This is a genomic window from Ottowia pentelensis, assembly GCF_964341695.1.
Genome location: NZ_OZ224513.1, coordinates 762,430 through 774,255, shown reverse-complemented (window position 1 = coordinate 774,255; position 11,826 = coordinate 762,430). Strand labels below are relative to the sequence as shown.

Here is an 11,826-nt window from a genome sequence, read left to right as displayed (position 1 = left end):
GCCGCCGCAAGCCGCGCTAGCCCAGGCCGGGCGGGCGCCGGGCGCTGTTATTCGATAGCACTCCCTGTGACGCCTGGTCGCCCGCCGGTCTGCAGCGTGTCGAATCTAGGATATTTGTGTCGTATTGTATGTAGCCCGAACGGGCCACGGCGCCGGCCGTGTCGCCCGTTTGGGCGACATGCCAAAGGCCGTGCGCTGGGCGATGATGTCGAACTGCGCCCCCAACCGTCCACCATGCCGCCGCCGTCCACCCCCGCGCCCAGCCGCACCGCCGCCATCCGCGTGGCGGTGGTGGAGGACGACGCGGCCTGCCGCGCCTCGGTGGTGCAGGCCGTGCAGGCGGCGCCCGACATGCGGCTGGCCTGGCAAGCCGCCGCGCGTGCGCCGGCGCTGGCGCTGCTGCCCGACACGCCGCTGGACGTGCTGCTGGTCGACCTGGGCCTGCCCGACGGCTCGGGGTTGGAGGTGATTGCCGCCGCGCGCCAGCAGTGGCCCGACTGCGCGGTGATGGTGAGCACCATTTTTGGCGACGAGACGCACGTGCTGCGCTCGATCGAGGCGGGGGCCATGGGCTATCTGCTGAAAGACCTCGACGCGCCGGCCCTGCTGGAGGAGGTGCGCAGCCTGCACGCGGGCGGCAGCCCGATCAACCCGATGGTGGCGCGCAAGCTGCTGCTGCGCACGGTGGGCGGAGACACGCCGGCCGGGCCGGCGGCGCCCGCGGCCCCCGCCAGCGCGCTGTCGGCGCGCGAGGCCGAGGTGCTGCGCCTGGTGGCGCGCGGCCACACGCTGGAGGAGGTGGCGCAGGCGCTGGGCGTGTCGCGCCACACGGTGCGCAGCTTCGTGCGACGCATCTACGACAAGCTGCAGGTGGGCACGCGCGCCGAAGCCGTGCGCGCCGCCGCGCGGCAGGGGTGGCTGGATGAATGAACGGGCGCCCTCGGGCGGGGCGCTCGCGGTGCTTCGATGGCTGCTGCTGCTGGCGGGCCTGCTGGCGGGCCTGCTGCTGGCCGGCTGCGCGCCGGCCGCGGGCCCGCCACCCGCGCACCTGGTGCAGGCCGAGTTCTGGGCCTCGCCCAGCAGCGACTGGGCGCCGCCGCCCAGCCTGCCCGCCGCCAGCGACGGGGTGAACGCCGCGCGCACGCCCTGGGCCGCCGTGGCCCTGCCCCACGCGCGCGCGCGCCAGGCCGCCACCGACCCCCGCGGCGCCACGCCGCCGCCCGAGGTGGTGTGGTATCGCGTGCAGCTGCCGGCCGCGGCGCTGACGCCGACGCCGCAAGGGCCGCGCCTGTACATCCCGCGCTGGCAGACGGTGGGCACGGTGGCGGTGTACGTCGACGACGACCTGGTGTGGCAAACGCACGGCAGCCGGGTGTGGAACAGCTTCAACCACCCGGTGTGGATCGACCTGGGCGGCCTGCTGCCGCCGCCCGGCCAGTCGCTGAGCGTGCACGTGCGCATGGCCAGCCTGCCCGGCGTGGGCGGCGCGCTGTCCACGCTGTGGGCCGGCCCGGCCGAGGCGCTGCAGCCCGGCTGGCGGGCGCGCACCGTGCTGCAGACCACGCTGGTGGGCTTCATGCGCGGCTCGTACCTGATCCTGGGCGTGTTCGCGCTGGGCCTGTGGGCGGCGCGGCGGCGCCACGGCGAATCGATCTACGCCTGGTTCTTCCTGATGGCGGTGTTCCAGATGCTCAACACCCTGCCCTACCTGGTGGACGAGCAGGGCATGATCGACCTGCCCGACCCCTGGTTCGCCTGGCTGACCCACGTGGTGGGCACGCTGGGCTCGGCCCTGGCCTCGTTTTACTTTCTGCGCGCCATCAACGCCCTGCGCTGGCGGCGGCTGGCGCAGGCATTGGTGCTGTACGTGGCGCTGGTGGCGGCGCTGACCTTTCCGCCGCTGGGCCTGCACCTGGACCGCGTGCTGCCCCTGCTGCGCCTGGCCCTGGTGCCGACGGCGCTGGCGGTGGCGGCGGCCGCGCTGTGGGGCGCGTGGCTGCGGCGCACGCCCACGTCGCTGCTGCTGGCAGCGTGGATCGTGCTGTCGTTTCCGCTCGGCTTTCACGATCTGGCACTGCAGAGCTACCGCATCGACATCGAGCACATCTATTTCACGCCCTACATCTACGTGGGCCTGTTCACCATGTTTTTGGTGATCGCCCACGCGCGCTACCTGCGCGCGCTGGGCGTGGCCGAGCGCGCCAACGACACCCTGGCCGAACGCCTGGCCGCGCAGCAGCAGGCGCTGGACGAGACCCACGCGCGCCTGCGCGCCGCCGAGCGCGCGCAAACCCTGCTGCACGAGCGCCAGCGCCTGATGCGCGAGATGCACGACGGCGTGGGCTCGTCGCTGATGAGCGCGCTGCGCTGGGTGGAGCACGGCGGCCCGGGCGCGGTGGACGTGGCGCAGGTGCTGCGCGAGAGCATCGACGACCTGAAGATCTCCATCGACTCGCTGGAGCCGGTGGACGCCGACCTGCTGGCGCTGCTGGCCAGCCTGCGCTATCGCCTGGGGCCGCGGCTGGAGGGCGCGGGCCTGGCGCTGCACTGGCAAGTGCAGGACCTGCCGCCCCTGCCCTGGCTGGACGCGCAAAACGCGCTGCACGTGCTGCGCATCGTGCAGGAGGTGCTGACCAACATCGTCAAGCACAGCGGCGCGCGCACCATCACGCTGCGCACCGCGCCGGCGGCGCGCGGCGGCGTGGCCGGCGTGCAGGTGCAGGTGCAGGACGACGGCCGCCCCTTCACCCCACCGGCGCCCGAGGCGCGCCAGCCCGGCCGCAAGGGTCTGGGCAACGTGCAGGCGCGCGCGCAGGCGCTGGGCGCGCACGTGGACTGGGCACCGCAGGCGGGCGGCGGCAACGTGTTCACGCTGTGGCTGCCGCTGCAGGGGCCGGGCGAGGTGCCCTCCGGCGGCTGGGTCAAGTAGGCGTGGCAGGCGTAGTAGTAGGCGTAGGCTGGGTCAGCGCAGCGTAACCCAGCGAATGTTCAACGCCGCTGCTGGGTTTCGTTCCTCAACCCAGCCTACGGAGTCAATATCAAATTGATAGCTATTGGCGCTTGATGGACGGACGCCGGAACTTGATTTGGTCAATATTTACGGTGTTGCCTGGCGGGCCGAAACACCTCGGCATCGTCGTAGAAGGCCGCGTCCTCGTTGGCCGCCCACCAGCCCGGCACGCCCAGCAGCGGCAACGGCGCAAAGGGCTTGGCGGCCAGCTTGTCGGGCGTCAGGTTGGCGGCCAGCCAGGCGTCCAGCGCAGCCAGATCGCCCGCCGCATCGAAGGGCTGCGCCACGCGCCACACGTGGCCGGTGATGGACTTGTAGGGCGTCACCAGCTTCTCCAGCGCGGCGTGGCCGAACACCAGCACGCTGGCCTGCCGCCACAACGGGCGCAACGGGCCGAACAGCTCGCCCCAGCGGCGCCCGGCCAGCGCCTGCCACAGCGCGTCCGGGGCGTGCAGCAGCACGGCGTTTTCGTCGAACACGGTGGCGGCGTCGCGCACCGGGCCGCGCCGGGCGCGCACGCCGTCGCGCGCGATCTCGGCCGCCTGCAGCGCGTTCAGGCGCGCCTTGGTGGCGGGCAGGCGCAGCCACACCAGGCCGTTGAAGGCGTCGTGCCCGTTGTCGCGCGTGGGCACGGCCCGTTGATGGGCGATGAAGGCTTCATAAGCCGCGTCGGCGGGCAAGCGGGATGCCGGCACGAAGCGCACCGGCAGGCCGGGCGGCGCGCTGGCGCCCAGCGCCGCGGCCACCGCGCCGGGCGCCGCCGCACCCGCGCGGCGCCACACCGCCTGGCCCACGCCGCGCCAGGGCGCGAACCAGGGCGCCGCCCAGTCCGGCTGGGGCCGGGGCCAGGCCGGCGGCGCGGCGGTGTCCTCACGTACCATCACGGCCGATCGTGCCACACGCCCGCCGCCGCCCATGACCTCGCCCGCGCCCGCCGCCCGGCACCCGCACGCCCCGCGCGGGCGCGACATCCACGAAGCCGGGCGCACCGCCACGCCGCTGGAGCTGCTGTTCGACCTGACCTTCGTGGTCGGCGTCGCGCTGGCCGCCGCGCAGCTGCACCACGCCGAGGGCGCGCACCACGTGCTGGCGGCGCTGCCGGGCTATCTGCTGGCGTTTTTCGCCATCTGGTGGGCGTGGATGAACTACACGTGGCTGAGCTCGGCCTACGACACCGACGACGCCGTCTGGCGCGTGCTGACCCTGATGCAGATGACGGGCGTGCTGATCTTCGCCACCGGCGTGCCCGGCCTGTTCGAGGGCCGGACGCAGCTGGCGGTGGTGGGCTACGCCGCCATGCGCCTGCCCCTGTGCGTGCAGTGGCTGCGCGCGGCGCGGGGCGATGCGGCGCGGCGCGCCACCTGCCTGCGCTATGCCGGCGGCGTGGCGGCGGTGCAAGCGCTGTGGATCGCCAATGACGCCGCCAGCGGCTGGCTGCCGGCCGCCGGGGCTTGGCCGGCCATCGGCGTGCTGGTGCTGCTGGAGCTGGCGGTGCCCGTGTGGGCCGAAACGCGCGGCCCGCCCACGCCCTGGCACGCGCACCACATCGCCGAGCGCTACAGCGGCTTCGTCATCATGATTTTGGGCGAAAGCATCCTGGGTGCCACCAACGCCGTCAGCAACCTGGTGCAGGCGCACGGGCTGACGGCCGAGCTGGCGCTGGTGGGCCTGGGCGGCGCGCTGCTGGCCTTTTGCCTGTGGTGGATGTATTTTTTGCTGCCCTCGGGCGCGGCGCTGCACGCGCACCGCGAGCGCAGCTTCGGCTGGGGCTATGGCCACTACGTCACCTTTGCCGCCCTGGCCGCCGTCGGCAGCGGGCTGGAGGGGGTGGCCGACGCGATGAAGCCCGACGGCGGCGCCAGCGCGCTGGCCGCCGTCGGCGCGGTGGCCGTGCCGCAGGCGATCTACGTGGCCTCGATCTGGGCACTGCACCGCCACGCCACGCGCGGGCCCGACCGGCAGCTGGCCCTGCTGGCGCTGGTGCTGGCATGCATCGGCCTGGGGCCGCTGGCGGTGGCGCGCGGGCTGCCGCTGCCCTGGGGCCTGCTGCTGCTGTCGCTGGGGCCGGTGGTCATGATCGTGGCGCAGGAGCGGCGGCGGGTGGCGAACTCCACCCGCGGCGACACGCCAAAAAATTGACGCTCAGGCCGCGCGCGCGGCCCGCTTGTCGCGCACGCTCACGCGTGACGTTCCCTCGTCGCGAAAGTCGAACGCGCCGGTCGCCGCCAGCAGCTTGCTGAGGCTGGCGTAGCCGTAGTTTCGCGGATCGAAACTGGCCTTGTTGCTGATCTGCGTGCCGACCGCGCCGACGCGGGCCCAGCCCGACTCGTCCTGCATGGCGTTGACGGCGTCGCGCAGCAGGTTCATCAGGGCCGAGTCCTGGCGCAGCTGCGCGGTCGGCACGCGGATGCGCTGCGGCGCCGGCGCGGCGGTGGCTGCCGGTGACGGCGCTGCCTTGGCCGGCGATTTGGCGGCGGCGCGTTCGGCGTCCAGTGCGGCGGTCGACACGCTGCCCATGTCGGACTCGCCCTCGCCGCCCGCCTCGGCCAGCGCCTCCAGGTACAGAAAGCGCGAGCAGGCGTTGACGAAGGGCATGGGCGTCTGCGCGGCGCCGAAGCCGTACACGGCGGCGCCCTTGGCGCGCAGATGCATCACCAGTGGCGTGAAGTCGGCGTCGGACGAGACGATGCCGAAGGCGTCCGGCCGCTCGGTGTACAGCAGCTCCATCGCGTCCACCGTCATCGCCATGTCGCTGGCGTTCTTGCGCTTGGAATAGTCGAACTGCTGCATCGGCCGAATGGCGAAGTCCAGCAGCCGCTCCTGCCAGCCGTGCAGCGCCTGCTTGGTCCAGTTGCCGTAGGCGCGCCGGATGTTGATCACGCCCAGCGTCGACAGCTCGGTCAGGATCTCGTCGATCAGGTCGGCCGGCGCGTTGTCGGCGTCGATGAGGAGGGCGATGCGGGGTTGGGGGGCTTCCATGGCACGGGCTTGGCGGGCTGGGTTAGCGAAGCGTAACCCAGCAGCCACCCCACAATGCGCGCATGCGACGCTACATCCGCGCGCCGAAACTTGGCGAGGCCAGCTACTTCTTCACGTTGACCTTGGCGGAGCGACGCGGCAACGATCTGCTGATGCGGCACATCGACGCGCTGCGGCAAGCCTTTGGAGCGGTGCGGGCGCGCCACCCCTTCACGATCGAAGCCATCGTGGTCTTGCCGGACCATCTGCATGCGCTGTGGCGCCTGCCGAAGGAAGACGACTACACATTTGCCCTCACAATACCGGCACTATGAAACTCGCATCGCTGTCAGTTCGCTCTTATCGCACCATCGATTCAATCGATCTAGAGTTCCTTGGTTCCTATGCGGCTCTCTGCGGTCCGAATGATTCCGGGAAAACCAATGTCATCCGCGCTATTCGAGCGATGATGCGCGAAGAAGACGAAGGGGTTTATTTTCCTGGTGACGACGAATCAGTCACTGTAAAAAACGATTTCCCGAAGTGGCTTGACACTCCGCCAGAGCAGCAAACGATCTCGATTAGCTTGAGACTGCAGATAGACGCTCAACGGGACGCGGGCATCTATCAATTTATCTTACGGCAACTTCAAATTGGGGAGCATCCGTCCGGACTTGAAATAGCAATGTCCGCCACATACTCAGGTGAGGGGGCGACGCCCAAGGTGAACGTTGAGTGTGATGGAAAGACGTTCGAAGGTCTTGAAGCTCAGGAGGTTTTCAAGAAGCTTCGTACTTCAAAGAGCATGCTCTTTCATAACTCGCCGCAAAGCGAGCTGGCTCGCCTACGATTTCGCGAAGGATTCGGAACATTGCGTGAGGTTTCAGGCAACAGCGCGGAAGCTCTTGCCAAACTCAAAAAAGACATGGACAGAGGGCTTCAGAAAATTGCAAAAAATCAGCAACAAGAACTTGAAGCACTGCTTGGTCGCCTAGAAACAAAGTATCGTATTGGTCTATCGGTTGCCGCTTTCGATTTAGGTTGGCTTCCTCTAAATCTGACACTGGGTGATAGCAAACACAATGTTCCACTGGACAATTGGGGAAGCGGTACGTGTCGCATCCCGGACGATTACATAGATGAAAACCGCTACCCGCTGTTCATGGCCCGAGCCGTATTGCGGGAGTTGATAGAGTCCTTGCAAGCCACCGGGAGTGCCACGCCATGCTGATAGCCCTGCACAAGAACGCCCGCACGACACCGGCCGTGCGCGCCGAGATCGCGGCCAGCCACGAGACCGCCGCTGTCCTGGCCCAGCGCTTTGGCATCACCGAGCAAACGGTCTACAAGTGGAAGAAGCGCCAGGTCTTTGGGGATCGCTCGCACACGGCCCATCGCCTGCAGACGGTGCTCACGCCGGCGCAAGAGAGCGTGGTGGTGCACCTGCGGCGCACCTTGCTGCTGCCCCTGGATGACCTGCTGGCTGTCACGCGGGAGTTCATTTGCCCCCATGTCTCGCGCTCAGGCCTGGATCGGTGCCTGCGCCGCCATGGCGCGGGCAACCTCAATGCCCTCAAGCCCCAGGAGCCTACCGTGGCCCACAAGGCCTTCAAGAGCTACGAGCCGGGCTATGTGCACATGGACGTGAAATACCTGCCCCAGATGCAGGACGAGAGCAGTCGGCGCTACCTGTTCGTGGCCATCGACCGGGCCACGCGCTGGGTGTACGTGGCCCTCAAGGCCAACAAGACCGCCGCCAGTGCACAGTCCTTCCTGAAGGCACTGCACAAGGCCTGCCCGATCAAGATCCACAAGCTGCTGACCGACAACGGCAAGGAGTTCACCGATCGCCTGTTTGCCAGCCGCGAGCGCCAGCCCAGCGGCAACCACGAGTTCGATCAGTTGTGCGACGAGTTGGGGATCGAACACCGCCTGACCAAGCCCAGAACGCCCAGGACCAATGGCATGGTGGAGAGGTTCAACGGTCGCATTGCCGACGTGCTCAAGACGCACAGGTTCAACAGCCGCGAGGACATGGAGCAGACCTTGCTGCGTTATGTGGCCCTGTACAACCACCAACTGCCGCAGTCAGCGCTGGGCAGCAAGACGCCTATGCAGGCCATGAAGCAGTGGTATCAGGAGAGCCCGCATCTGTTTCACAAGCGACCTTATGATCGTCCGGGATGCGACAGGTACGCAAAACCGTACACTAATTTTACGAACATTATTCCGCGCGAAGCAAATTGGAGAATCCGAGGCAAGCGCTTCTAAAGTAACCCCTCTAATCATTATAGAAGAACCCGAAAGCTTCCTCCATCCCTACGCTCAAGCGGAGTTTGGGCGTATTTTGCAGGACTTGGCGGAGGAATTCAAAGTACAAGTCATTGTCACCACGCATAGTCCGTATCTGCTTAGCCTTACGAACGCAGAATCAAATATTTTGCTAAGTCGACGCTCGCACTACGGCCAGTTACGAGAGACTACACGGGTTGACAGTGGAGGGGAAAACTGGATGGCGCCGTTCGGACAGGCATTGGGCATGAGTTCTGACGAATTTAAGCCGTGGCAGAAATTATTCGGCAGTCAAAGCGACGCAATCCTGCTCGTTGAAGGTGACACTGACAAGGCGTACTTTGAAATGCTTCGCGAGTCGTCCCATGGGTCGAATGCACTTGCGTTCGACGGTGAGATCGTGATCTACGACGGCGCCAGTACCCTAAAGAACAATATGCTTCTCCGATTCATCAAGAACCGATACAAGCGTGTTTTCTTGACGTTCGATCTCGACATGAGAGCCGAAATTGAAAGGTGCCTTACGTCATTGGACTTAAAGAAGGACCAAGACTATTTCGCCATTGGCATAGATGAACCTGGAAAGCGAGCGATAGAGGGCCTGCTACCCGAATCCGTACGTACTGCAGTATTTGCAGCAAATGCCGATCTCGTCATGGCCGCAACTTCTGGCACCAAGGATGAAAGAGAAAGCGCCCGCAATTCTCTCAAGAAGAAATTTCTCGCAGAATTCAGGCGCGTAGCGCAGCCAGGCTCGGAATACTTCGGCGAGTTCTATCGTGTGGTCAAAGTGGCGAACCGCGCCCTCAAGGTTGCCTGATAACTGCTTGTCTGTATTGGAGTTCGGGAGTCAGCATCGACGGTGAATGCGCGGCGAGTAGGCGGATTGCTGGGTTTCGCAGTGCTCTACCCAGCCCACGAGTCTGTGCTCACGCAAGACGCCACGCCAATGTTTCCCCACCCCGCAACGGCTTGACCACCGCCTCCCCGAACGGCAGCTCATCCGGCAGCGTCCACGCTTCTTTTCGCAGCGTGACGCGCCCGCTGTTCCTGGGCAAGCCGTAGAAATCGGCGCCGAAGAACGCCGCGAAGCCTTCCAGCTTGTCCAGCGCGCCGGCGGCCTCGAAGGCTTCGGCGTACAGCTCCAGCGCGGACAGTGCGGTGTAGCAGCCGGCGCAGCCGCTGGCGTGCTCCTTCAGGTGCGCGGGGTGCGGGGCGGAGTCGGTGCCGAGGAAGAATTTCGGCGATCCGCTGGTGGCCGCCTGCACCAGCGCCTGGCGGTGCACTTCGCGCTTGAGCACGGGCAGGCAGTAGTAGTGCGGGCGGATGCCGCCGAGGAATATCGCGTTGCGGTTGTAGAGCAGGTGGTGCGCGGTGATCGTCGCGGCGGTGTGCGCGTCGGCCGCCTGCACGTACTGCGCCGCCTCGCGCGTGGTGATGTGCTCGAAGACGATCTTCAGCTCGGGCAGGTCGCGGCGCAAGGGTGCCAGCACGCGGTCGATGAACACGGCCTCGCGGTCGAACAGGTCGATCTCGGGGTCGGTCACCTCGCCGTGCACCAGCAGCAAGAGGTTCGCGCGCTGCATGGCCTCCAGCGTCTTGTAGGTCTTGCGCACGTCGGTCACGCCGGCGTCGCTGTTCGTCGTCGCGCCGGCCGGGTAGAGCTTGAGGGCGGCGATGCCGGCGTCCGCCGCGCGCACGATTTCATCGGGCGGCGTGTTGTCGGTCAGGTACAGCGTCATCAGCGGCTCGAAGGCCGTTCCCGCAGGCACGGCCTGCGCGATGCGCTCTTTATATGAGAGCGCCTGCGCCGTGGTGATGACCGGCGGGCGCAGGTTGGGCATGATGATGGCGCGGCCGAACTGCGCCGCCGTGTGCGGCACCACCGCCGCCATGGCAGCGCCGTCGCGCACGTGCAGGTGCCAGTCGTCGGGGCGGGTGAGGGTGAGGGTCTGCGGGGCGGTCATGGGGCGATTGTCGCGCAGGCGCGTGCCGGGGCACGGCGCGTTTCAAGCCATTTCGGGCATTGGCGCCCGCCCATCAAGCGCGAGCAGCTATCCAAACAATAGCGTTCGACGGCCGCCCCATCACTCGGTGTAGTCCCCGTTGGCCTCGGGCTGAAACTCGATGGCGCGCAGGATGAGCGCGGTTTCGCGGCCGTCGGCGCCGCGCCAGCGGGCGGTTTCGCCCACGCGCAAGCCCAGCAGCGCGGTGCCCAGCGGCGACAGCACCGAGATGAAGCCACGCGCGGCGTCGGCCTCGGGCGGATAGCACAGGGTCAGGCTGCGCTCGGCGCCGCCGGCCGGGTCGGCCACGCGCACGCGGCTGAGCATGGTGACGACGTCGGGCGCGACGGTTTGCGGCGTGACGACCTCGGCGGCGTCGATCAGCTCGGCCAGCGGGGTGTCGTCGGCGGCACCCTGGCGCTGCAGCAGCTTGTATAGGCGGATGTGGTCCAGGTCGGTGATGGTGCGGGCGAAGGCGGTGTCGGTCATGGGGGCTCCTTTGCAGGTCAAATCAGGAAGGCGCCCGGGTGCCGGGCGGGGTCGAACGAGGCGGCGCGGTGCCGGGACGGTGCAGGCCCGACGATCGGTGGGGCGCTGTGCGGGGGCGAGGGGGTGCAGCGGGACCGTCGGGCTCAGGTGAGTGCGGCCGCGAGGCGGGCCGCGCGAGCCGTGCGGGCTCGCCAGATCACATGAGGCGCGAAAAACGCGATGCGCGCGCGCGCCCTGCCGGCGGCCACGGGGGCCGCGTCGGGGTGCGCGATGGCGCGCACGGGCAGGACGCTCAGGGTTTGCATGGATCAATGATAGCCGCAGGGCCGGCCAAAAGCCATGCCGGCGCCTTTAAGATAGGGCGCATGTACGGTTGATCAAGGGATCAGCCGTTTTTTTGGCCTTTCGCGTCCCCATGTCCGCTCCCGATCCCAGCACGCGCCCGCCGGCCGCTGCCGACCCCTCCTCCCCTCCCGCCCCTCAAGCCCGCGTGCCGCTGGCAATCGAGGACTGGCTGACCGTGATCATCATGGCGCTGCTGGCGCTGATCACCTTCGCCAACGTGCTGGTGCGCTACTTCACCGACGCCTCGTTTGCCTGGACCGAGGAGGTGTCGGTGTTCCTGATGATCCTGCTGGCCATGGTGGCCAGCTCGGCCGCGGTGGCGCGCAACCGGCACATCCGCATCGAGTTTTTTGCCGACAGCGGCCCCGAGAAGCGCCAGCGCGCGCTGGCCATTCTGGGCGCGGCGCTGGTGGCGCTGCTGTTCATCCTGATGGCGGCGCTGTCGGCGCGGCTGGTGTGGGACGACATCCGCTACGGCGAGACCTCGCCCGGCATCGGCGTGCCGCAGTGGTGGTATTCGATCTGGCTGCCCATCGTCTCCATCGCCATCGCGCTGCGCGCCATCGGCCTGATGCTGCGCGGCGGCCGCCCGGCGGCGGACAACCCCGAGCTGCCGAGTTCGCCTGAAATCCTGGACGAGGAGCGCGCGCCATGAGCACCGCACGGCCGCCCGAAGGTGCGAAGGCCCCCGTGGGGGGCAGCGCAGCATGCGAAGCAGCGAAGCGT

General features: G+C 67.9%; 13 protein-coding genes and 1 pseudogene. 9 read left to right on the top strand and 5 right to left on the bottom strand.

Annotation, left to right across the window (positions count from 1 at the left end; genetic code table 11):
- Window positions 1–234: 234 nt before the first annotated feature.
- Complete coding sequence (locus ACWHMB_RS03675) at window positions 235–930, top strand: response regulator (RefSeq protein ID WP_377482392.1); 696 nt, start codon at window positions 235–237, stop codon at window positions 928–930.
- Window positions 923–2,929, top strand: coding sequence for a sensor histidine kinase (locus tag ACWHMB_RS03670; protein ID WP_377482390.1), 2,007 nt, complete (start codon window positions 923–925; stop codon window positions 2,927–2,929). The genes ACWHMB_RS03675 and ACWHMB_RS03670 overlap by 8 nt, the downstream gene beginning before the upstream one ends.
- A gap of 161 nt (window positions 2,930–3,090) precedes the next feature.
- On the opposite strand, the gene ACWHMB_RS03665 is transcribed toward ACWHMB_RS03670, so the two are convergent.
- Window positions 3,091–3,891 (bottom strand): DUF3025 domain-containing protein, encoded by an 801-nt coding sequence (locus tag ACWHMB_RS03665; RefSeq protein ID WP_447648439.1) that lies wholly within the window; start codon window positions 3,889–3,891, stop codon window positions 3,091–3,093.
- Window positions 3,892–3,925: 34 nt separating this feature from the next.
- On the opposite strand from ACWHMB_RS03665, the gene ACWHMB_RS03660 reads away from it, so the two are divergent.
- Window positions 3,926–5,149 (top strand): low temperature requirement protein A, encoded by a 1,224-nt coding sequence (locus ACWHMB_RS03660; RefSeq protein ID WP_377482386.1) that lies wholly within the window; start codon window positions 3,926–3,928, stop codon window positions 5,147–5,149.
- 3 nt (window positions 5,150–5,152) lie between these two features.
- On the opposite strand, the gene ACWHMB_RS03655 is transcribed toward ACWHMB_RS03660, so the two are convergent.
- Complete coding sequence (locus ACWHMB_RS03655) at window positions 5,153–5,989, bottom strand: NYN domain-containing protein (protein WP_377482384.1); 837 nt, start codon at window positions 5,987–5,989, stop codon at window positions 5,153–5,155.
- Between the two features lie 62 nt (window positions 5,990–6,051).
- On the opposite strand from ACWHMB_RS03655, the gene ACWHMB_RS03650 reads away from it, so the two are divergent.
- From ACWHMB_RS03650 to ACWHMB_RS03630, 5 genes and pseudogenes are all read left to right on the top strand, one after another.
- Window positions 6,052–6,303, top strand: a complete 252-nt coding sequence (locus ACWHMB_RS03650; RefSeq protein WP_377482382.1) for a transposase — start codon at window positions 6,052–6,054, stop codon at window positions 6,301–6,303.
- Window positions 6,300–7,199, top strand: a complete 900-nt coding sequence (locus tag ACWHMB_RS03645; protein ID WP_377542753.1) for an AAA family ATPase — start codon at window positions 6,300–6,302, stop codon at window positions 7,197–7,199. The genes ACWHMB_RS03650 and ACWHMB_RS03645 overlap by 4 nt, the downstream gene beginning before the upstream one ends.
- The gene (locus ACWHMB_RS03640) at window positions 7,193–8,239 is read left to right on the top strand and encodes an IS481 family transposase (RefSeq protein ID WP_377542751.1); all 1,047 of its coding nucleotides are present in this window, start codon (window positions 7,193–7,195) and stop codon (window positions 8,237–8,239) included. Before ACWHMB_RS03645 ends, ACWHMB_RS03640 begins: the two co-directional genes overlap by 7 nt.
- Window positions 8,139–8,366, top strand: a pseudogene (locus ACWHMB_RS03635) (AAA family ATPase); the annotation flags it as partial. The gene ACWHMB_RS03640 and the pseudogene ACWHMB_RS03635, both read left to right, overlap by 101 nt.
- Before the next feature lie 141 nt (window positions 8,367–8,507).
- On the top strand, window positions 8,508–9,080 hold the full coding sequence (locus ACWHMB_RS03630) for a hypothetical protein (RefSeq protein ID WP_377542785.1): 573 nt from the start codon (window positions 8,508–8,510) through the stop codon (window positions 9,078–9,080).
- Window positions 9,081–9,189: 109 nt separating this feature from the next.
- Here the strand turns inward: ACWHMB_RS03630 and pyrC are convergent, their stop codons facing one another.
- The 3 genes from pyrC to ACWHMB_RS03615 form a co-directional block, all read right to left on the bottom strand.
- Entirely contained in the window at window positions 9,190–10,227 is a 1,038-nt protein-coding gene (gene pyrC, locus ACWHMB_RS03625) for a dihydroorotase (RefSeq protein WP_377484192.1), read from the bottom strand.
- A gap of 120 nt (window positions 10,228–10,347) precedes the next feature.
- Complete coding sequence (locus tag ACWHMB_RS03620) at window positions 10,348–10,755, bottom strand: GreA/GreB family elongation factor (RefSeq protein WP_377484190.1); 408 nt, start codon at window positions 10,753–10,755, stop codon at window positions 10,348–10,350.
- Between the two features lie 143 nt (window positions 10,756–10,898).
- Window positions 10,899–11,060 carry a hypothetical protein gene (locus tag ACWHMB_RS03615; protein WP_377484187.1) on the bottom strand — a complete coding sequence of 54 codons (162 nt, stop codon included), beginning with the start codon at window positions 11,058–11,060 and terminating at the stop codon, window positions 10,899–10,901.
- Window positions 11,061–11,170: 110 nt separating this feature from the next.
- Here ACWHMB_RS03615 and ACWHMB_RS03610 point away from each other — a divergent pair, with 110 nt between their 5' ends.
- Entirely contained in the window at window positions 11,171–11,755 is a 585-nt protein-coding gene (locus ACWHMB_RS03610; protein WP_377484184.1) for a TRAP transporter small permease, read from the top strand.
- Window positions 11,756–11,826 lie beyond the last annotated feature (71 nt).